The organism is Streptomyces sp. NBC_01408 (genome assembly GCF_026340255.1).
GTDB lineage: Bacteria > Actinomycetota > Actinomycetes > Streptomycetales > Streptomycetaceae > Streptomyces.
The window spans coordinates 1,057,748-1,078,965 of the sequence record NZ_JAPEPJ010000001.1; the positions used below are offsets into that span (position 1 = coordinate 1,057,748).

General features: G+C 73.2%; 17 protein-coding genes. 5 read left to right on the forward strand and 12 right to left on the reverse strand.

Annotated features, from left to right (window positions below; genetic code table 11):
• Positions 1–268 precede the first annotated feature (268 nt).
• Entirely contained in the window at positions 269–1,024 is a 756-nt protein-coding gene (locus OG447_RS04915) for an SIS domain-containing protein (RefSeq protein WP_266935070.1), read from the forward strand.
• Positions 1,025–1,138: 114 nt separating this feature from the next.
• Here the strand turns inward: OG447_RS04915 and OG447_RS04920 are convergent, their stop codons facing one another.
• A complete protein-coding gene (locus OG447_RS04920) occupies positions 1,139–2,497 on the reverse strand; it encodes a PAS domain-containing protein (RefSeq protein ID WP_266935072.1) in 1,359 nt (452 codons plus the stop codon).
• A gap of 542 nt (positions 2,498–3,039) precedes the next feature.
• Between OG447_RS04920 and iscB the strand changes: the two genes are divergently transcribed.
• Positions 3,040–4,395 (forward strand): RNA-guided endonuclease IscB, encoded by a 1,356-nt coding sequence (gene iscB / locus OG447_RS04925; RefSeq protein WP_266935074.1) that lies wholly within the window; start codon positions 3,040–3,042, stop codon positions 4,393–4,395.
• A 252-nt stretch (positions 4,396–4,647) separates the two neighbouring features.
• Here the strand turns inward: iscB and pdxH are convergent, their stop codons facing one another.
• Positions 4,648–5,280 carry a pyridoxamine 5'-phosphate oxidase gene (gene pdxH, locus OG447_RS04930; RefSeq protein WP_266938753.1) on the reverse strand — a complete coding sequence of 211 codons (633 nt, stop codon included), beginning with the start codon at positions 5,278–5,280 and terminating at the stop codon, positions 4,648–4,650.
• A gap of 239 nt (positions 5,281–5,519) precedes the next feature.
• Between pdxH and OG447_RS04935 the strand changes: the two genes are divergently transcribed.
• Complete coding sequence (locus tag OG447_RS04935; RefSeq protein ID WP_266935076.1) at positions 5,520–6,623, forward strand: citrate synthase 2; 1,104 nt, start codon at positions 5,520–5,522, stop codon at positions 6,621–6,623.
• Between the two features lie 127 nt (positions 6,624–6,750).
• Here the strand turns inward: OG447_RS04935 and OG447_RS04940 are convergent, their stop codons facing one another.
• The 7 genes from OG447_RS04940 to OG447_RS04970 form a co-directional block, all read right to left on the reverse strand.
• A complete protein-coding gene (locus OG447_RS04940; RefSeq protein WP_266935077.1) occupies positions 6,751–7,410 on the reverse strand; it encodes a TetR/AcrR family transcriptional regulator in 660 nt (219 codons plus the stop codon).
• Positions 7,398–8,135 (reverse strand): enoyl-CoA hydratase family protein, encoded by a 738-nt coding sequence (locus tag OG447_RS04945; protein ID WP_266935079.1) that lies wholly within the window; start codon positions 8,133–8,135, stop codon positions 7,398–7,400. Before OG447_RS04945 ends, OG447_RS04940 begins: the two co-directional genes overlap by 13 nt.
• Before the next feature lie 618 nt (positions 8,136–8,753).
• On the reverse strand, positions 8,754–9,914 hold the full coding sequence (locus OG447_RS04950; RefSeq protein WP_266935081.1) for an acyl-CoA dehydrogenase family protein: 1,161 nt from the start codon (positions 9,912–9,914) through the stop codon (positions 8,754–8,756).
• Complete coding sequence (locus OG447_RS04955) at positions 9,911–11,860, reverse strand: biotin carboxylase N-terminal domain-containing protein (RefSeq protein WP_266935082.1); 1,950 nt, start codon at positions 11,858–11,860, stop codon at positions 9,911–9,913. Before OG447_RS04955 ends, OG447_RS04950 begins: the two co-directional genes overlap by 4 nt.
• A gap of 8 nt (positions 11,861–11,868) precedes the next feature.
• A complete protein-coding gene (locus OG447_RS04960) occupies positions 11,869–13,467 on the reverse strand; it encodes an acyl-CoA carboxylase subunit beta (protein ID WP_266935083.1) in 1,599 nt (532 codons plus the stop codon).
• Positions 13,464–15,491, reverse strand: a complete 2,028-nt coding sequence (locus OG447_RS04965) for an acyclic terpene utilization AtuA family protein (RefSeq protein WP_266938754.1) — start codon at positions 15,489–15,491, stop codon at positions 13,464–13,466. Before OG447_RS04965 ends, OG447_RS04960 begins: the two co-directional genes overlap by 4 nt.
• A 41-nt stretch (positions 15,492–15,532) precedes the next feature.
• A complete protein-coding gene (locus tag OG447_RS04970; RefSeq protein WP_266935085.1) occupies positions 15,533–16,366 on the reverse strand; it encodes a TIGR03084 family metal-binding protein in 834 nt (277 codons plus the stop codon).
• A gap of 317 nt (positions 16,367–16,683) precedes the next feature.
• Between OG447_RS04970 and OG447_RS04975 the strand changes: the two genes are divergently transcribed.
• On the forward strand, positions 16,684–18,318 hold the full coding sequence (locus tag OG447_RS04975; protein ID WP_266935087.1) for an alpha/beta fold hydrolase: 1,635 nt from the start codon (positions 16,684–16,686) through the stop codon (positions 18,316–18,318).
• Positions 18,319–18,381: 63 nt separating this feature from the next.
• Here the strand turns inward: OG447_RS04975 and OG447_RS04980 are convergent, their stop codons facing one another.
• Complete coding sequence (locus tag OG447_RS04980; protein ID WP_266935088.1) at positions 18,382–18,837, reverse strand: hypothetical protein; 456 nt, start codon at positions 18,835–18,837, stop codon at positions 18,382–18,384.
• A 39-nt stretch (positions 18,838–18,876) separates the two neighbouring features.
• Between OG447_RS04980 and OG447_RS04985 the strand changes: the two genes are divergently transcribed.
• Positions 18,877–19,842, forward strand: coding sequence for a YafY family protein (locus tag OG447_RS04985; RefSeq protein ID WP_266935089.1), 966 nt, complete (start codon positions 18,877–18,879; stop codon positions 19,840–19,842).
• Between the two features lie 16 nt (positions 19,843–19,858).
• Here OG447_RS04985 and OG447_RS04990 read toward each other — a convergent pair whose 3' ends face one another.
• Positions 19,859–20,224: a DUF1801 domain-containing protein gene (locus tag OG447_RS04990; RefSeq protein WP_266935090.1), complete on the reverse strand. Its 366-nt coding sequence runs from the start codon at positions 20,222–20,224 to the stop codon at positions 19,859–19,861.
• Positions 20,221–21,213 (reverse strand): DMT family transporter, encoded by a 993-nt coding sequence (locus OG447_RS04995; RefSeq protein WP_266935092.1) that lies wholly within the window; start codon positions 21,211–21,213, stop codon positions 20,221–20,223. Before OG447_RS04995 ends, OG447_RS04990 begins: the two co-directional genes overlap by 4 nt.
• Positions 21,214–21,218 lie beyond the last annotated feature (5 nt).

Below are 21,218 nucleotides of genomic sequence, written 5' to 3' on the forward strand. Positions count from 1 at the left end.
TTGCGTGCGCTGGCCCTGCCCCCAATTCTGACGCATCGGGCGCGGAACCGTCCCGTGCGGCGGGCAAGCCCTTGCACGGACCTTCCCGCGGACCCCGCCCCCGGACCCCGCCCGCCGACCCGTCCGCCGACCCGACCGCGGACATCCGCGCACACATCGTCCAGGCCTTTCGCCCCTGGATTGACGTTCGTATTGACACGCCCTTGGTCCAGACCGCACGGTGAGCGGCGGACACGGAAGCCCCCCACCCCCGGAAGGCCATCGGCGTATGAGCGAGAGCAAGCTGGCCGGTCAGTTCTTCGACGCGGCCATCGGCCTGCTGGAGCGGGTCCGGGACGAGGAGGCCGCGCACATCGGCGAGGCCGGGTCCCTCGTCGCCGACGCGGTGGCGGCCGGCAACCGGCTCTTCGCCTTCGGCGCCGGGCACTCCTCGCTCCCCGCCCAGGACGTGGTCTACCGAGCCGGCGGGCTCGCCCTGATGAACTTCCTCGCCGTCCCGGGCACCACGGGCATCGACGTCATGCCCGCGACGCTGGGCAGCGCCCTGGAACGGGTCGACGGCCTCGCCGGAGCCGTCCTGGACAGCAGCCCCGCCTCCGCGGGCGACGTCCTCGTGATCATCTCCCTCTCCGGGCGCAACGCCCTGCCCGTCGAGATGGCCATGAACGCCCGCGCCATCGGCCTCAAGGTCATCGGCGTGACCTCGGTGGCGTACGCGACCGGGACCAAGTCGCGGCACGTCTCCGGCACCTTCCTCAAGGACCACTGCGACGTCGTCCTCGACAGCAAGATCGCCGTCGGCGACGCCGAGCTCACCCTCGACGGCATCGACGCCCCCTTCGCCCCCGCCTCCACCGTCGTGACCAGCGCGATCATGCAGGCCGTCATGGCGGCGGCCGCCGGCGAGCTCGCCGCCCGCGGGGTGGAGCCCCCGCTGCTGCGCTCGGGCAACGTCGACGGCGGCCACGAGTGGAACGGCCGCGTCATGCAGGAGTACGGCGACCGCATCTTCTTCCGGCACTGACCGGCCGGCCGCAAGGCCGGTGCCGGGGCGGGCGTCGGGGCGGGCGCAGGGGCGGGCTCGCGGGCGGCTCGTACAACACCACGACCGGCGGAGCCGTCGCCGTCACCCGCAACGTCACCCCGGACCACCCGTGGAGCCCGCACCCCCCGGCCCTGGCCGGCCGGAACCGCCAGGCCGTGTCGCCAGGTCCAGGTCGGCCGCGATCCGGGCCGCGACCTCCTCCGCGTACTCCGCGTCCGCCCGCTCGAAGGCGGCCCGGGAGGCCCCGCGCACGAACGTCAGCGCCCCGACCGTCCGGCCCCGGCTCCGCAGGACCGTGCACAGCACGTGCACCGCGTCCCCGGGCCACTGCCGGGCCCGCGCCCACTCCCCGTCCGGCTCCCCGCGCGGGGCGGACGTCCGCACCGAGCCGATCCGGTCCAGCGCCTGGAACGCCGGATGCCCGGCCTCGTACCGCACCGGGATCGACCCCGGCCCCGGCAGCACCGGCGGCGACGCGGCCGACCGTACGAGCCTGCGCCGCTCCGGGTCGGCCGACGGGTCCAGTACGTCCAGCAGCGCGTGCTCGGCGAAGCCGGCGAGGGCGAAGTCCAGGCGTACGGCCGCCGCCTCGGCCGGATCCTCGCACTCGGCGGCGACCCGCCCCGCGCGGTGCAGCTGATGGGCACGGAAGCGCAGCTGCGCGGTGTCCAGCTGGGCCTGCCGTGCCTCGGTGACGTCCTGGAACAGCCAGCCCACCCCGAGCGGTACCGGCTCCTCCGCCAGCGGCGAGGCCAGCCGCAGGAACCCGCACCGCCAGCACCGCCGCCGCACCCCCTCCGCCGTACGCACCGACACCCACAGCTCCACCGGCGCGGGCGGCGCCCCCTCGGCGAGCACGTGCTGGAGCGCGCCCTCCAGCTCCTCCACGCCCTGCGTCAGCAGCTCCCCGAGCGGCCGCCCGAGCAGCGCGGTGCGGCCGGTGCCGAAGGCGCGCGCGGCGTGCGCGTTGACCACGGCGGGCCGCAGGTCCACGTCGACGAGGACGACACCCCACGAGGCGTCCTCCATCAGCGCCTCGCTCAGCGCGATGGACCGCTCCAGGTCGATCTGCGCGTGCACCTCGCTGAAGGCGCAGTACACCCCGGCGGGCTTCCCGTCGGCCCCCGGCACCCCGGCGGACTGGGTCCGTACGAGGACCCGCCCGCCGTCCTTGGTCACCAGGGCGAACTCGTGCACCTGCCGCCCCGGCACGTCCTGGGCCGCCATGAGCCGGTCCTGGACGTCCTGCGCGTCGGCGGCCCGCACCGCCCACCCGGCGAACCCCTTGCGCCCCACCGCCTCGGCGGCGGACCAGCCGAGGATCCGCTCGGCCTCCCGGTTCCAGTGCGTGATCACGCCGTCGGAGTCGAACGCGCACAAGGCGGCGTCCATCCCGTCCAACAGCGCTGCGAGCAGATCGTCGGCGGTCTCACTACGTCCGAAGGCACTCACCTGGCACCCCCTGCAGGTGTTCGCGTGTGCGGCACGTCAGATCATTGAACTGGAACGTGACGCAGCCCACACCCCGTTCCCCGGAATAGGTACGCTCCTGGCCGCTGTCACGGGGCGACCACACGTTCGAGTGAGCTCGGAAGTATCCATCCGAACCAGACGGCCGGGGCGGATAGCTTCAGCTGCATCACGAGAAGGGAGGTCACTCGCTCCCTTATGGAGTGACCAGCCCCAGTCATCACGATCCACGGATCAGACGAGGTGCCTCGATGGCTACGTTCTCTGCAGGTGAGCAGACCCACCAGGCTGTGCTTCCTCAGCAGCCTGCTCTGGAATCCGCGAGCGCAGACACCCCCGGGAGCAGGGACGAAACGGCTCACGGACTCCCGGCCGCACGGCCGGGTGCCGGTAGGGAACATGGGCGAGGGGAGACCGGCGGGAACCGCACCTGGACCCGTCGGCGGCACGCCGGATCCGCTGCTGCGACAGCGGCCACGGCAGAGACCGGGAGCGGTGACGCTCCCAACCCGACAGCGAACAGGGTGTTCGTTCTGGCGAAGGGGGGCGAACCGCTGATGCCCTGCCACCCTGCCAGGGCCCGCGAGCTGCTCGGCAGGGGCCGAGCCGTCGTGGCCCGTCAGGCTCCTTTCACCATCCGGCTCAAACACCGGACCCGGGCGGGTTCCGACGTCGCAGGCGTACAGCTACGCCTCGACCCGGGATCCAAGGCAACGGGAATCGCCGTGACCGATGAGTGCCCGAACGGCACCGCGGAGGGACGGTCGGGCCTCGCGCGCCAGGGGCTGATCGCCATTGAACTCCGACATCGGGGGCGGCAGATCCACGGCGGCATGATGCGGCGCGCGGACTACCGTCGCCGACGGCGCTCGGCGAACCTCCGGCATCGGGCTCCTCGGCACCACAACCGCACCCGGCCGGTCGGCTGGCTCCCCCCGTCCCTGCGCCATCGCATCGACTCCACGATGTCGCTCGTGACGAGGCTGTGCCGATATGCGCCGGTGGTTGAGATCCACGTGGAGCAGGTCGCCTTCGATACGGCGTCTTTCGCAGGAGTCGGTCAGCCCGACGGACTCTCGGAATCGACTCGCGCCGGATCGGAAATTCGTGAATTCCTCCTGGCCAGATGGAACAGATCGTGCACCTACTGCGACGCCACGGGGGTGCCACTCAACATCGAACACGTCCGCCCCAAGCGCCACGGAGGATCAGACCGGGTGACGAATCTCGTCCTCGCGTGCGTTCCCTGCAATCAGGCAAAGGGAACGCTGCCTGTCGAGCAGTTTCTCGCTGATCGGCCGACGCGCCTGGAGAGGGTGATCGCCCAGCTCAGGAAACCGTTGCACGACGTCGCCGTCATGAATGCCACCGGGTGCCAGCTGGTGAGAACCCTCGCCAGCACCGGTGTGCCGGTGCATGCCTGGTCGGGCGGCCGGACCCGCTGGAACCGTGCCGTGACGGGACTGCCGAAGAGCCACACCCTCGATGCGCTGGCGACTGGGCTCCTCGATCACGACCGGGGAGACGCGATCGTACGGGTACCCGCACACATCCTGGTCGTGACTTCCACAGGGCGAGGTGCGTACGCCAGAACCACACCGGACCGCTTCGGGTTCCCCCGCCTACGACGGCCTCGACGCAAGATCCACCATGGTTTCTCGACCGGCGACTTGGTGCGGGCCTCCGTTCCCGGAGGGAAATGGGCCGGCAACTGGGTGGGGCGCATCGCTGTCCGGGCGAGCGGTCAACACCGGCTCACCACGCTGACCAGCCGTTTCGATGTCTCTCACCGAAATCTGAGACTGCTCCAGAGGGCCGATGGACACACCTACGGATTCGCCCCCGAAATTCGGTTGAGCGGAGAGCGAGGGCCTGCTTAAAGTGGTCGCACACTGAAAGGAGGTGATCCCGGAAATGTATGAAATCCGGACGCGTGAGGTGACTGCGGGCTAAGCGCCCGTCGTCGCACGCACCCAGTGCGGTGCCCGGCGGGATCGCCAGGCGCCAATCCCAAGCAGTCACCCGACCCGCGGGCTCGCCGGTACGTCCGGCCGGCTTCTCTCACTGCAGGAGAGAGACCTGAGCCCGCGGGTCGTCTGCGTTTCCCGCTCCCGCGCACCGACGCCGCCCGGCTACGGGCAGAGGCGTTCGAGGCGCCACTTGTCGGGGTGGGCGGCCTCCAGGACGTAGCGCAGGCGGTCGTGCAGGCGGTTCTCGTGGCCCTGCCAGAACTCCACCGCGTCCGGGGTGACCCGCAGGCCGCCCCACTGCGGCGGTACGGGGACCTGCTCGCCCTCCGGGTAGCGGTCGGCGAGCTCCGCGTAGCGCCGGTCCAGTTCCGCGCGGGAGCCGACCACGGCGGACTGCTCGCTCGCCCAGGCGCCCAGCTGGGAGCCGTGCGGGCGGGAACGGAAGTACGACGCCGTCTCGTCGCGGCCGATCCGCGCCGCCGTACCGGTGACGATGACCTGGCGGGCGATGGGGTGCCAGGGGAACAGCAGGGCGACGTGCCGGTTCGCGTCGATCTCGCGGCCCTTGCGGGAGTCGTAGTTGGTGAAGAAGACGAAGCCCCGCGCGTCGAACTGTTTCAGCAGCACGGTGCGGGAACTGGGCCGGCCGTCCGGGGTCGCCGTCGAGACGACCATGGCGTTCGGCTCGAAGAGGTTCGCGTCGGCAGCCTGCTGGAACCACTGGGCGAACTGCCGCATCGGATCCTCGGCGAGGCTCTCCTCGGCGACGATCTGCGAGCGGTACTGCTTGCGCATGACAGCGGGGTCAAGGTCATGGTCGGTCACGCGGGCCATCCTGCCCCAGTACGACTTCCCGGGGTGTGCCGGACGTCACGCTTCCACACACCATCAGGAGCCGACAAAATCTTGGGGCCGGTCCGGACGTCCCCATGCGGGTGACCTTCGGCCGTGCCGGGCATCAACGGGGATGACCGCGCCGGACCGCGAATCACGCCGGGAGCCGCGCGTGTTCGCACTATCTGAGGAGCCGCCTGATGTCCGATTTCGTACCCGGGCTCGAAGGTGTCGTCGCGTTCGAGACGGAGATCGCCGAGCCCGACAAGGAAGGTGGATCCCTCCGCTACCGGGGCGTCGACATCGAAGACCTCGTCGGCCACGTCTCCTTCGGGAACGTCTGGGGCCTGCTGGTCGACGGTGCCTTCGACCCCGGCCTGCCCGCCGCGGAACCCTTCCCCATCCCCGTCCACTCCGGTGACATCCGTGTCGACGTACAGTCCGCCCTCGCCATGCTGGCCCCCGTGTGGGGCCTGAAACCGCTCCTGGACATCGACGAGCGCACCGCCCGCGACGACCTGGCGCGGGCCGCCGTCATGGCCCTGTCGTACGTCGCCCAGTCCGCGCGCGGCCAGGGCCGCCCGATGGTGCCGCAGCGGGAGATCGACAAGGCCGAGTCCGTGGTCGAGCGGTTCATGATCCGCTGGCGGGGCGAGCCGGACCCGCGGCACGTCAAGGCCGTCGACGCGTACTGGACCTCGGCCGCCGAGCACGGCATGAACGCCTCCACCTTCACCGCCCGCGTCATCGCCTCCACCGGCGCCGACGTGGCGGCCGCGCTCTCCGGAGCCGTGGGCGCGATGTCCGGGCCGCTGCACGGCGGGGCGCCGTCCCGTGTCCTCGGCATGATCGAGGAGATCGAGCGCACCGGCGACGCCGTGGCGTACGTGAAGCAGGCGCTGGACCGGGGCGAACGCCTCATGGGCTTCGGGCACCGCGTCTACCGCGCCGAGGACCCGCGCGCCCGCGTGCTGCGCCGCACGGCGAAGGAGCTGGACGCGCCGCGCTACGAGGTCGCGGCGGCGCTGGAGAAGGCCGCACTGGAGGAACTGCACGCGCGGCGCCCCGACCGGGTGCTGGCGACCAACGTGGAGTTCTGGGCCGCGATCATGCTGGACTTCGCGGAGGTCCCGGCGCACATGTTCACGTCGATGTTCACCTGCGCCCGCACCGCCGGCTGGTCGGCGCACATCCTGGAGCAGAAGCGCACGGGCCGCCTGGTCCGGCCCTCTGCCCGCTACACCGGGCCGAGCCGGCGCAATCCGCGCGACATCCAGGGCTACGAGGGCATCGCGGACCGCTGAAGATCCCTCCCGCGCTCCGGTTCCGGGACCTCGTCGCCACCGGCGTCGCCGGGATCGTCCTCCACAGCCTGTGGAGGAGGTCCCGGCTGCGACTGCGCGGCGGCGGGGCCGGGGCCGGTGCGGCGATCTAGCGGCCGGTAGTCAGGGTGCTCTCGATGATCCGGGACCACTGGGCCACCACCCCGGCCCGGCGGGCCGTGTCGTCGGTGAGAACGTTGGCCAGTCCCAGGCCGCGGGCCATGTCGAGCAGGCCCTGCACGGTCTCCCGTACGCCGGGGACGGACTCGTCCGCGCCGAGCAGTTCCACGGCGATGCGATGGGTCTCGCGGCCCACCCGGGCCTCCAGTTCGGTGACGCGGGGACGCAGCTGCTCCTCGTTGGAGGCGGCGACCCACAGCTGGAGCGCGGCCCGGAAGAGCGTGCCGGTGTACAGGTCCACCAGCGCCTCCACCGCGGTGGGGCGGGCGGTCGGGGCGGAGTGGAACAGCTCGCGCAGGGCCGTGGACCGCTCCTCGGCCACGTACTCGACGGCGGCCGTGAAGAGGTCCTCGCGGGTCGGGAAGTGGTGCTGGGCCGCGCCCCGCGAGACTCCGGCGCGTTCGGCGACGACGGCGACGGTGGAACCCGCCCAGCCGTGTTCCGCCAGGCAGGAGACGGCCGCCTCGAGGAGGTGGCGGCGGGTGACACGACTGCGGGCCTGCTTGGGTCCGGTGGCGCCGATGGCGCCGATGGCGCCGGTCGCGCCCGTGGCCCCGGTTGCGCCGGTTGCGCCGGTCACAGCGCCCATGACGGGTCCCGGCGCTCGAAGCGGGCGGTGATGCCCTCGCGGGCTTCGGCTGAGGCGAAGAGCCGCGCGGACAGCTCGCTGAGGCGGGCACCGTCACGCTCCAGGGCCTCGCGCACGGCGGCGGCGGTGAGCGCCTTGGTGACGGCCAGGCCCTGCGGGGAGGCCTTGCGCAGGCCGGCGAGGACGGGTTCCAGTGCCTTGTCGACGCCCTCGGCGTGCAGGGTGATCAGGCCGATCCGGGCGGCTTCGGGGGCGTCGAAGGGCTCGGCGGTCAGGAAGTAGCGGGCGGCGGCGCGGGGGTCCAGGCGCGGGAGCAGCGGCATGGAGATCACCGCGGGGGCCAGGCCGAGGTGGGTCTCGGTGAAGGCGTACGTGGACTGCGGCCCGGCGGCGGCGATGTCGCAGGCCCCGAGCAGGCCGAGGCCGCCGGCCCGGACGTGCCCGGTGACTCGGGCGACGACGGGCTTGGGCAGCTCGGCGATCTCGCGGAGCAGGGCCAGGAAGTCGGCGGGGTCGCAGGGGGACTTGAGGTCGGCCCCGGCGCAGAAGGTGGTGCCGGTGTGGGTGAGCACGACGGCCCGGACCGCCGGGTCGGCCCCGGCGGTGGCGAGGGCCGCCCGGAGTGCGGCGACGAGCTCCGCGGAGAGCGCGTTGCGGTTGGCCGGGGAGTCCAGGGTGAGGGTGGTGACGCCGGTCGCCTGGGCGGCGTGCACGAGTGTGTCCATGTCTCCTCCGGAGGGGTGCGGGTCGGGTGGGTCTCCCGGGTCCTCCCGGGAGGTTACGTGGGCGAGTTATGCGTCTGCGGCGCCGTTGCCCGGGGCTCAGCGGTGTGTGCGGCGCCGTTGCACGGGGCTCCGCCCCGGACCCCGCGCCTCAAACGCCGGCGGGGCTGAATTTTGCCCTGTCGGGGCGGCTCAGCAGCATCGGGGTGTGGGTCGGGGTCGCTCCGGAGCGTCTCCTCGGCTCGCGCACTTAGCCCTGGCTGCGTATGTCCGGCCTGGGTTGCGCGCTCGTCCTGCGGGGACTCTCCTGCGCGACCCCGCCCCACGCCCGGGCTTCGGAAGGCGAAGCCGTGGTGGAGGGGAGTGGGGACGCGCAGGGTTGTCCCCGCAGGACGAGCGCGCAACCGGCCTGACCTTTCGTGATCGGGCTCAGTGCGCGAGCCGAGGAGACAACCCGGAGCGGCCCCGCGGACCGACCCCACCGACCAGGCCACCTGCCAAGGCGAAGGCACGGCCAAATCCAGCCCCGCCGGCGTTTGAGGCGCGGGGTCTGGGGCGGAGCCCCAGGGGCCCGGCCGCAGCCGAGCCCGGACACCGCCGAGCCGCCCGCAGGGCTCACCGTCAGTAGGACTTGGGCAGGCCCAAGGTCTGGTGGGAGACGAAGTTGAGGATCATCTCGCGGCTGACCGGGGCGATGCGGGCCACGCGAGAGGCGGTGATGAGGGAGGCCAGGCCGTATTCGCGGGTGAGGCCGTTGCCGCCGAGGGTGTGGACCGACTGGTCCACGGCCCTGACGCAGGCCTCGCCGGCGGCGTACTTGGCCATGTTCGCGGCCTCGCCCGCGCCCATGTCGTCGCCCGCATCGTAGAGCGCAGCGGCCTTCTGCATCATCAGGCGGGCCAGTTCCAGCTCGATGTGGGCCTGGGCGAGCGGGTGGGCCACGGCCTGGTGCGCGCCGATGGGGTCCTTCCAGACCTGGCGGGTCCTGGCGTAGTCGACGGCCTTGGCGAGGGCGTAGCGGCCCATGCCGATCGCGAAGGCGGCCGTCATGATGCGCTCGGGGTTGAGTCCGGCGAAGAGCTGGAGCAGGCCCGCGTCCTCGTCGCCGACGAGGGCGTCGGCGGGCAGCCGTACCTCGTCCAGGACCAGCTCGAACTGCTTCTCCGCGGCCTGGAGTTCCATGTCGATGACGGTGCGGGTGAAGCCCGGCGCCTCGCGCGGGACGATGAACAGGCAGGGCTTGAGGCGGCCGGACCGGGCGTCCTCGGTGCGGCCGACGACGAGGGTGGCGTCGGCGATGTCGACGCCGGAGATGAAGACCTTGCGGCCGGTGAGGATCCAGTCGTCGCCGTCGCGGCGGGCGGTGGTGGTGATGCGGTGGGAGTTGGATCCGGCGTCGGGTTCGGTGATGCCGAAGGCCATGGTGCGGCTGCCGTCGGCGAGGCCGGGGAGCCAGGCCTGCTTCTGGCCCTCGGTGCCGAAGCGGGAGATGACCGTGCCGCAGATGGCGGGTGAGACGACCATCATCAGGAGGGGGCAGCCCGCGGCCCCGAGCTCCTCCAGGACGATGGAGAGTTCGGCGATGCCGCCGCCTCCGCCGCCGTACTCCTGCGGCAGGTTGACCCCGAGGTATCCGAGCTTGGCGGCGTCCGCCCACAGCTCGTCCGGGTGGCCGCCTTCGCGGGCGACGCGGGCCAGGTACTCGCGGCCGTACTTCTGCCCGAGCGCGGTGACGGCCTTGCGCAGGGCCTGGTGTTCCTGGGTTTCCGTGACGGGGCTCATGCGTGCGGTTCCTCCTGGACTACGGCGAGCAGGGCGCCGAACTCGACCTGTTGGCCGGTGGCGGCGTGGAGCGCGGTGAGCGTGCCGGAGGCGGGCGCGAGGATGCGGTGTTCCATCTTCATCGCCTCCAGCCACAGCAGGGGCTGCCCGGCGGTGACGGGGCTGCCGGGGGCGAGGCCCTCGGCGACGCGGATGACGGTGCCGGGCATGGGGGCGAGCAGGGAGCCCGGTTCGGTGCGGTCCTGGGGGTCCGCGAACCGGGGGACGGGGACGAGGGTGTGGGCGCCGAGTACGGAGTCGACGTAGACCTCTGACGTGTTCGAATTATGTTTCACGTGGAACAGGCGGCGGATTCCGTCGACTTCGAGCGTGACGAGGTCGGGTGCGGCGGCCAGGACGCGGACGCCCGGGTGGTCCACCGGGTGGTACTGGACCGTGTACTCGGTGGCCTCGGTGGCCTCGGCGGCCTCGGTGGTCGCTCCGCCTGCCGCCGTGTAGCGGCGGGTCTGCGGCTGGGAGCGGAGGTTGCGCCAGCCGCCGAGGCGGGCGGCGAGCGGGGCGTCCGGGGCGGGGGCCGCGTCGGCCAGGGCGGCGGCGAGGGCGGCCAGGGTGGCGTCGGGCGCGCCCCCGGTGAGGGTGGCGAGGTGGCGCTCGTAGAAGCCGGTGTCGAGCTGCCCGGCGGTGAACTCCGGGTGGCGCAGGGACCGCACGAGGAGCTCGCGGTTGGTGGTGAGCCCGTGGATCCGGGCTCCGGCCAGGGCGTGGGCGAGGATCCGGACGGCCTCGGCGCGGGTCGGGGCGTGGGCGACGACCTTGGCGAGCATCGGGTCGTAGTGGATGCCGACGCTGTCCCCGCCGGTGAAGCCGGTGTCCACGCGGACCGTGCCTGGGATGTCGAGGGTGTGCAGGACGCCGGCCTGCGGACGCCAGTCCCGTGCGGGGTCCTCGGCGTAGAGGCGGGCCTCGACGGCGTGGCCGTGGGGCTCCGGGGGCGACGGCGGCAGGGCCGCGCCTTCGGCGACGCGCAGCTGGAGGGCGACGAGGTCGAGGCCGAAGACGGCTTCGGTGACGGGGTGTTCGACCTGGAGGCGGGTGTTCATCTCCAGGAAGCAGGGGCGGCCGTCGGCGGTGACGAGGAACTCGACGGTGCCCGCACCCCGGTAGGAGACGGCGCGGGCGGCGGCGACGGCGGCGGAGTGGAGGCTCTCGCGCAGGGCTTGCGGCAGGCCGGGCGCGGGGGCCTCCTCGATGACCTTCTGGTGGCGGCGCTGGAGGGAGCAGTCGCGGGTGCCGAGGGCCCAGACGGTGCCGTGGGCGTCGGCGAGGATCTGCACTTCCACGTGGCGGGCGCGCTCCACGTAGGGCTCGGCGAAGACCTCGCCGTCGCCGAAGGCGGAGCGGGCTTCGGCGACGGCTCCTTCGAGGGCCTCCTTGAGGGCGTCGAGGTCGCGGACGACGCGCATCCCGCGCCCGCCGCCGCCCGCGGCGGCCTTGAGGAGGAGCGGCAGGTCGGCGGCGGTGGCGGCGGCCGGGTCCACGGGTTCCAGGAGGGGTACCCCGGCGGCGCGCATCAGCTCTTTGGCGCGGGTCTTGGAGGCCATGGCCTCGATGGCCTCGGGGGGCGGGCCGATCCAGGTCAGGCCGGCGGCCTGGACCTCGCGGGCGAAGCCGGCGTTCTCGGAGAGGAAGCCGTAGCCGGGGTGGACGGCTTCGGCCCCGGCGGCGAGGGCGGCCTTGATGATCAGGTCGCCGCGCAGGTAGGTGTCGGCGGGGGCCGCGCCGGGGAGGCGCACGGCCGCGTCGGCGGCGGCGACGTGGAGGGCGTCGGCGTCCGGGTCGGAGTGGACGGCGACGGTGTCCAGGCCGAGTGCGCGGGCCGTGCGGAAGATCCGTACGGCGATCTCACCGCGGTTGGCGACGAGCAGGGAGGTGATCGACTGGGTCATGTGCGGGCTCACATCCGGAAGACGCCGAAGCCGCCACGGGCGCCCTCGACGGGGGCGTTGTGGACGGCCGACAGGCACAGGCCGAGGACGGTGCGGGTGTCGCGGGGGTCGATGACCCCGTCGTCGTACAGCCGCCCGGACAGGAACATCGGCAGGGACTCGGACTCGATCTGGGCCTCGACGAAGGCCCGCATCCCGGCGTCCTGTTCCTCGTCGTACGGGAGCCCCTTCGCGGCGGCGGACTGCCGGGACACGATGGAGAGCACCCCGGCGAGCTGTTGCGGGCCCATGACGGCCGATTTGGCGCTGGGCCAGGCGAAGAGGAAGCGGGGCTCGTAGGCGCGGCCGCACATGCCGTAGTGGCCGGCGCCGTAGGAGGCCCCGATCAGCACGGAGAGGTGGGGGACGCGGGAGTTCGAGACCGCGTTGATCATCATCGAGCCGTGCTTGATGATGCCGCCCTGCTCGTACTCCTTGCCGACCATGTAGCCGGTGGTGTTGTGAAGGAAGAGGAGCGGGATGTCGCGCTGGTTGGCGAGCTGGATGAACTGGGCGGCCTTCTGCGACTCGGCGCTGAAGAGCACGCCCTGCGCGTTGGCGAGGATCCCCACCGGGTAGCCGTGGAGGGTGGCCCAGCCGGTGACCAGGCTGGTGCCGTACAGGGGCTTGAACTCGTCGAAGTCGGAGGCGTCGACGATCCGGGCGATGACCTCGCGGGGGTCGAAGGGCGTCTTCAGGTCGGCCGGGACGATCCCGAGGAGCTCCTCGGGATCGTGGAGGGGCTCCTGGGCCTTCGGCGGGTCCGCGTACGGCTTGCGGTGGTTGAGGCGGGCGACGACGCGGCGGGCCTGGCGGATCGCGTCGTGCTCGTCGAGGGCGTAGTAGTCGGCGAGGCCGGAGGTGCGGGCGTGCATGTCGGCGCCGCCGAGGGATTCGTCGTCACTCTCCTCGCCGGTGGCCATCTTGACCAGGGGCGGGCCGCCGAGGAACACCTTGGAACGGTCCTTGATCATGATCGTGTGGTCGGACATGCCGGGGACGTACGCGCCTCCGGCGGTGGAGTTGCCGAAGACGACGGCGACGGTCGGGATGCCGTCGGCCGACAGCCGGGTCAGGTCGCGGAAGATCGCCCCGCCCGGGATGAAGATCTCCTTCTGCGACGGGAGGTCCGCGCCGCCGGACTCGACGAGGCTGATGCAGGGCAGCCGGTTCTGCCGGGCGATCTCGTTGGCCCGCAGGGCCTTCTTCAGGGTCCAGGGGTTGCTGGCCCCGCCGCGCACGGTCGGGTCGTTGGCGGTGACCAGGCACTCGACGCCCTCGACGGTGCCGATGCCGGTGACCATGGACGCGCCGACGGGGTAGTCGCTGCCCCAGGCGGCGAGCGGGGACAGCTCCAGGAAGGGGGTGTCCGGGTCGAGGAGCAGCTCGATGCGTTCGCGGGCCAGGAGCTTGCCGCGCCCGCGGTGCCGGGCGGTGTACTTCTCGCCGCCGCCGTCCAGGGCCTTGGCGTGTTCGGCGTCGAGTGCGGCCAGGCGTTCCAGGGCGGCGCTACGGGCCTTCGCGTGCTCGGGGCTGCGGGGGTCGACGGTGGTGCCGAGGCGGGTCATGGGCCGGTCCCCTCCGGGGCGGTTTCGGGGGCGGGTTCGGGCGCGGCTGGTTCGGGCAGCAGGTGGGCCGGGATGTCGAGGTGGCGGGCGCGCAGCCATTCGCCGAGGGCCTTGGCCTGGGGGTCGAAGCGGTGGCCGGAGGCGACGCCGTCGCCGAGGATGCCGGTGACGGTGAAGTTCAGGGCGCGGAGGTTGGGGAGCGAGTGGCGGTGCACTGCGTGCGCGCGGGTTTCCGGGAGCAGCTCCTGGAGGCGCTCGACGGTGAGGGTGCGGTCGAGCCAGTGCCAGGCGGCGTCGGACTCCACCCATACGCCGATGTTGGCGTCCCCGCCCTTGTCGCCGGAGCGGGCCCCGGCCACCGCGCCGAGCGGCGCCCGCCGGGTGGCCCCGGGGGCTCCGCCCCCGGACCCCGCCGGGACTCCGCCCCGAACCCCTTCGGGGGCTCCGCCCCCGGACCCCCGCGCCTCAAACGCCGGCGGGGCTGGATGTGCGGGTTCCGCCGACGGGGCTGAAATACCGGGGCTCCGCCCCGGACCCCGCTCCTCAAACGCCGGAGGGGCTGAAAACACAGCCTCGCCGGCGTTTGAGGCGCGGGGGTCCGGGGGCGGAGCCCCCGAGGGGTCCGGGACGGAGCCCCGGGACGGGGGTCTGGGGGCGGAGCCCCCCCACGCGGCGGTAGCCGCAAATACAGCACAGCCGGGAAGGGGCGGGGTGGGGGAAGGGCCCCGCGCAGCGGAGACCGGTAGGCGGGTGCCGTCCGGGAGGACCGCCGTGTGGGGGACCACGGCGGCCGGGACCAGGGCCGAGGTGAAGACCCCGTACGGCTGGGCCGGTCCCGGTGGGGCGGTGACGTGGAAGCCCGGGTAGCTGCCGAGGGCGAGTTCCACGGCCGCCGAGGTCAGGGCGCGCCCGACACGGTCCGGGGACGGGTCGCGGACCACCAGGCGCAGCAGGGCGCTCGCCGTCTCCTCCGTCGGGGCGTCCTCGTGGTCCGTACGGGCGAGGGTCCAGGCCGCGTCGGCCACGCCGTCCAGGGCCTCGGACAGCTGGGCGCGAACCAGGGCGCCCTTCGCCTCGATGTCCAGGCCGGTCAGGACGAAGACCACCTCGTTGCGCCAGCCGCCGATACGGGTGACGCCCGCCTTCAGGCAGGCGGGCGGCGGCTCGCCGAGGACGCCGCTGACGCGGACGCGGTCGGGGCCGTCCCCGGCCAGCCGGACGGTGTCCAGGCGGGCGGTCACGTCCGGGCCGAGGTAGCGCACGCCCTGTGTCTCGTAGAGGAGTTGGGCGGTGACCGTTCCCGTGGTGACCGCTCCGCCGGTCCCCGGATGCTTGGTGATCACCGAGGACCCGTCCTCGGAGATCTCCGCGAGCGGGAAGCCGGGGCGGCGGACGTCGTGCGCGGTGAAGAAGGAGTAGTTGCCGCCGGTGGCCTGCGTGCCGCACTCCAGGACGTGGCCCGCGACCACCGCCCCCGCCAGCCGGTCGTAGTCGTCCGCGGCCCAGTCGAACCACCAGGCCGCCGGGCCGCTGACCAGCGCGGCGTCCGTGACGCGGCCGGTCACGACCACGTCCGCGCCGGCCCGCAGGCACTCCGTGATGCCGGCGCCCCCGAGGTAGGCGTTCGCGGTCAGCGCCCCTTCCTCGTAGGGCATCAGGTCGTCGCCTTCCACGTGCGCGACGGTGACGGGCACGCCCGCCTTGGCGGCCAGCGCGCGGATGGCGTCGGCGAGTCCGGCCGGGTTGAGCCCGCCCGCGTTCGCGACGATCCGTACGCCCCGCTCGTGCGCGAGCCCGAGCCCTTCCTCCAACTGGCGCAGGAAGGTCTTGGCGTAGCCGAGGTCCGGGTTCTTCAGGCGGTCGCGGCCGAGGATCAGCATCGTCAGTTCGGCCAGGTAGTCCCCGGTCAGCACGTCCAGCGGGCCGCCGGTCAGCATCTCGCGCAGGGCGTCGAAGCGGTCCCCGTAGAAGCCGGACGCGTTGCCGATGCGCAGTGGGCGGCGGGCCGTCGGGCGGCCGGCCATCGGACGGCCGGTCATCGGACGGCCGGTCATCGGACGGCCGGTCATCGGGCGGCCTCCGGTGCCCGTCCGGGACCCGCCGGGCCGGCGAAGGCCTGCGCGATGTCCAGCCAGGCGTCCGCGTCGGGGCCGGTCGCGGTCAGCGCGAGATCGGCCCGGTGGGCGCGCTGGGTCACCAGGAGGCAGAAGTCGAGCGCCGGGCCGGCGATCCGCTGCGGGGCGTCCGGCGGGCCGTACGCCCACACCCCGGCGCCGCCCGGGGCCGCCAGCTCGACCCGGAACTCCCCGGCGGGCGCGGGCAGTCCGCGTACGGCATAGGCGTAGTCGCGGGCCCGTACGCCGATCCGCGCCACGTGGCGCAGCCGGGCGGTCGGGGCTCGGCGTACGCTGAGCGCGTCGGCGACGTCCTGGCCGTGCGCCCAGGTCTCCATCAGCCGGGCGCTGGCCATCGAGGCGGCCTTCATCGGGGGCCCGTACCAGGGGAACCGGGTGTCGGGCGAGGCTGCGGCCAGGGCCTCGTCGAGGGCGGCGCGCCCGGTCCGCCAGCGGGCCAGCAGTTCGGCGGGCGGCAGCGCCGCGCCTTCCCCGGCGCCCTCGTCGACGAAGGAGTCGGGGGCTTTCAGGGCCTCCTCGACCATGCGGCCGAAGCCGGTGGCGTCGGTCAGGGAGAGCAGCGCGGCCCGGTCGGTCCAGTGCAGGTGGGCGATCTGGTGCCCGATGCTCCAGCCCGCCGCGGGGGTGGGCCGGACCCAGTCGCCCTCGGGCAACTCCCCGACCAGCAGGTCGAGTTCCCGCCCCTCCTCACGCAGATCGACGAAGACGGCGGCGGCGTCGGAAGCAACGGCATGGACGGCATCGACGGCGGACGGATCGGGCACGGTGCGCTCCCCTCTCGGCGTGAGGGGAAGAGTGGCAGCCTCCACCAAAACAATCAAGCACGCTTGCATGATTTGGCCGCGATCCGGCACGTTCCCGCCACCGGCACCAACCCCCTTACTGCAGAACCGACTTGCGGCGACACGCGACGGCCGCAGGTCCCGCCGCACCCCGGCCACCCGGTACGGAGGGGGCGATTCAGGCCGTAACCGGGAAACTCGCGATACGTCACCGGATGTCCCGTCGATACTGGACGTTCCGCTCCGGGCCCGGGCGAGCACACCACGTTCATGTCACTCGACGCAGAGGATGAACCGACGTGACCGCAGCCCGACGAACCCCTGCCCCCGTCCCCGTCTCCCTCTACCCCGAACTCGACTCGACCGCCCTCGGCGCCTTCGTCGGCGCCCTGGAGAGCGGCGACGTCACCGGCCTCTCCCCCGCCCGCGCCGCCGAGGTCGCCGAGTCCCGCGCCGGCGCCGTCTTCACCCGCGGCAAGGTGACCGGCGCCGACGGCGACCTGCTCGACGCCGCGCTGTGGCGGCACACCGGGGTCCAGCCGCGGCCGGTGATCATCATGCCTTCGCCGTGGACCGATCTGGGCTGGCTGGCGTACGCCGTCCAGGCCACCCTCTTCGCGATCCGCGGCTACGACGTCCTCGCCTACTCCGCCCGCGGCTTCGCCGGCTCCGAAGGCCAGGTCGACGTGGCGGGCCCGCTCGACGTCGCCGACGGCAGCCGGGCCCTGGACCACCTCATCGAGCGCAGCGCCGGCCCGGTGACGAAGATCGGCTTCCTCGGGGACTCGTACGGCTCGGGCATCAGCCAGCTGGTCGCCGCCCACGACACCCGCGTCGACGCCGTGGTCGCGCTGAGCAGCTGGGGCGACCTCGGGGAGGCGTTCTACGAGAACTCCACCCGCCACGTCGCGGCCGTACGGGCCCTGCTCGCCGCCGCCGCGAAGGCCCGGCTGAGCCCGCAGACGCAGAGCGTCTTCGACAACGTCCTGGCCAACCGCGACATCCGGGGCACCCTGCGCTGGGCGGAGCCGCGCTCGCCCTTCACCCACATCAAGGAGCTCAACCGCCGCCAGGTCCCGGTCTTCTACTCGCACGCCTGGCACGAGACGCTCTTCCCGTCCAACCAGACCCTGAAGGTGTTCAACGAGCTGACCGGCCCCAAACGCCTCGCCCTCTCCATCGGCGACCACTCCGGCCCCGAGGCCTCGGGCATGCTCGGCCTGCCGAACCGGATATGGACGGACGCCCACCGCTGGTTCGACCGCCACCTCAAGGGGATCGACAACGGCATCGACGCCGAGGGCCAGGTGCTGGGCGAGGTCATGTGGAACAAGACCCTGGAACCCCGCCCCACCTGGCACTCCGTCACCGAGGAGGTGCGCAGGCTGCACCTGGCGGGCGGCGGCGAGCTGACCGAACAGCCGGAGTCCGGCTGGACGGCGGGCGTGCTGTGCGGGATGGACACCCCGGCCACCGTCGCCGACTCGGTCGTCACCTCCGGCTACCAGGAGATCGCCGGCCGCCCGAAGGTCTACCCGACCGGTGACATCGACCGCTCGGTCGCCGCGGTGTGGGCCTCGGCCCCGGGCCGCGAGATCACCCGGCTACGGGGCACGCCCCGGCTGCGCGTCACCTACCGGGCGGCGAACCCCGGCTCCACCTTCGTCGCGTACCTCCTGGACGTGGCAGCCGACAACACCGCCCACATCGTCACGCACGCCCCGTACACCGACCTCGACTCCCCGCCGGACAGCCTGATCAGCGCGGACATCGACCTCCAGGCCACGGCGTACGACGTCCCGCGCGACCACCGCCTGATGCTGGTGATCGACGCCCGCGACCCCTTCTACGGCGACGCCAACCTCCCCCGCGCCACCCTCTCCTTCACCTCCCCGGAGGCAACGCCGTCGTACCTGGACCTGCCGCTGGGCTAGCTCACCCCGAGGAGGTACGCCCGCCCCGCCGGACCCCCGTGCCGGCGGGGCGGGCGTACGGTTTCAGGGGCTACGGGTGAAGTCCATCGTCCAGTTCTGCAGCCAGGTGTCGCCCTCGTCGACGGAGAAGAACTGCTCCCAGCGCGGGGACTCCCCGGCCGCCGTCCCCGACCATACGAACCGCACGCGGACCGCCTTCCCGTCGTGCGTGTCCTCCCCCTCGAAGACCCCGCGGCCGCCGTCGAACCGGCCGACGACGGGCGGGAACAGCAGGCCGGTGCTGCGGCTCGACCAGTACAGCGACCACTGCTCGCGCTCCCGGTCGAAGAGGCGCAGCGTCAGACCACCGAAGCCCTTCGTCCGGAAGTCGATCTCGTCGAAGCTGGCGCCGCCGTCGAAGTGGCGGGAGACGCGGGACACGGCCGGGAACTCCTCCCACGCGCTGTCCGCGTCGAGGAAGTCGGCGCGCCAGCGGTTGGCGACGTCCCAGGTGCCGATGAGGAAGTCGAAATCGTTCATGCGAGGACCGTAGAACCACTCCACTGACACCATGTGGCAGTGAAGTCGAGCCGCCTGCTGTCGATCCTCCTCCTGCTCCAGACCCGGGAGCGGATGACCGCCGCCGAGCTGGCGCGGGAGCTGGAGGTGTCCGTCCGTACGGTCTACCGCGACGCGGAGGCGCTGGCCGCGGCGGGCGTCCCGCTGTACGGGGAGGCCGGGCACAGTGGGGGCTACCAGCTGCTCGCCGGCTACCGGACCCGGCTGACGGGGCTCAGTACGGGCGAGGCGGAGGCCCTGTTCCTGACCGGAATGCCGGGACCGGCGGCGGAACTGGGCCTCGGGCGGGCCCTGTCGGCGGCCCAGCTGAAGTTGCGGGCGGCGCTGCCGCCGGAGTTGCGCGCGCAGGCCGACCGGATGCGGATGCGGTTCCACCTGGACGCGCCGGGCTGGTACGCGGAGCACGAGGAGACCCCGCACCTCGCGCAGGTGGCCGACGCCGTGTGGCGGGGCCGGGTGGTCGAGGTGCGCTACCGCAGGTGGAAGGAGCCCCGGGAGGTGGACCGGGTCCTCGCCCCTTACGGTCTGGTCCTGAAGGCGGGGCGCTGGTACCTGGTGGCGGGCCCGGAAGGCGCCCGGACGTACCGGGTGGACCAGATCCTGTCGGTGACGCAGACGGCGCGGACCGTGGAGCTCCCGGAAGGCTTCGACCTCGCGGCGCACTGGCGCCGGAGCCAGGAGGACTTCCACGCGCGGCTGTACCCGGAGGAGGCGGAGGTACGGCTCTCCGCGCGCGCCGCGGACCGGCTGACGGGTGCCCAGGCGCGCGCCCTGGCAGCCACCGGCCGCCCGGATCCGGAGACTCCCGGCTGGACCCGCGCGACCCTCCCGATCGAGTCGGCGGACGCCGCGGAGGCCCAATTCCTGGCCCTGGCCGCGGACGCGGAGGTCCTCTCCCCGCCCGCCCTCCGCGCACGCATCAGAACCGCACTGGCGGCCATGGCGGCCCGGTACGACGGCCGTTAGCGCCCGCCGGCTCCCCTCAGCAGACCTTCCCCGGCCCCGCCTCCGCCGTGGCGCGGAGGAGGTCGCGCAGGAGGGTGAAGTCGACCTTGGCGGGGTTGCGGAAGCGGAGGCAGGCTTTGCCCATGTCGTGGGCGGCCAGGCGCTCCGCGAAGGCGTCGCGGATGTCCGTACGCAGCAGGTAGAAGGAGATGTACTGCTTCTGGTTCGCCCAGGCGATCTCCCCGGCCTCGGCCCCCGGCCGGGTGTACGCGGGCATGCCGTAGGCGATGTGCTCCTCGAAGCCCGTCAGCTCCGCCACGCACAGCTCCCGCAGGCGGGTGAGGGCCTCGCGGCGGGCATCCGGGGCAGCGGCGAGGTAGGTGTCGACGGTGACGGGGTTCATACGGCGGGCTGCTTTCCGGTGGGCCGCCTTCCGGCGGGCTGCTTGCGGATCTGGGACCGGACCGCCCCCATGCTGGCCGCGATCACGAGGGCGATGGCCAGCGCGTCCAGGGCGGACATGGCCTGGTTGAGGACGAGGAACCCGGCGGTGGCGGCGATGGCCGGTTCGAGGCTCATCAGGATGGCGAAGGTCGGGGAGGGCATCCGTCGCAGGGCGAGCAGTTCCAGGGTGTAGGGCAGCACGGAGGACAGTACGGCCACGCCCACGCCCAGGGCGAGGGTGCTCGGGACCAGCAGGTCGGAGCCGGCTTCGACGATGCCCAGCGGGAGCGAGAGCACCGCGGCCACCGCCATGGCCAGGGCCAGGCCGTCCGCCTGCGGGAAGCGGCGGCCGGTCCGCGCGCTGAAGACGATGTACGCGGCCCACATCGCGCCCGCGCCGAGCGCGAAGGCCGCGCCCACGAGGTCGAGACCGCCGAAGCCGCCCCCGCCGTGGCTGGACAGCAGCACGACGCCGGCCAGGGCGAGGCCCGCCCAGAGCAGGTTGACCAGGCGCCGCGAGACGATCACCGACAGGGCGAGCGGTCCGAGGACCTCCAGGGTGACGGCCGGACCGAGCGGGATCCGGTCCACGGCCTGGTAGAAGAGGCCGTTCATGCCGGCCATGGTGATGCCGAAGACGACGACCGTGCCCCAGTCGGCGCGGGAGTAGCCGCGCACCTTGGGCCGGCACAGGAGGAGCAGGACGAGCGCGGCGGCCGCGAGGCGCAGCGTGACCACGCCCGCCGCGCCGGCCCGCGGCATGATCATGACCGCGAGGGCGGCGCCGAACTGCACCGAGATGCCCGCCGAGATCACCAGCGCGACCGGCCCGAGGCCGCTGCCGAGGCCGCCGCGGCTGCTGCCGCCGCTGCCGCCGCCCGCGGGGAGCGGAACGGAGGCTTCCGCGGAAGGGGCGGCGGTCGTCGAGGATGAGGAGGGTGCGGGCATTTATC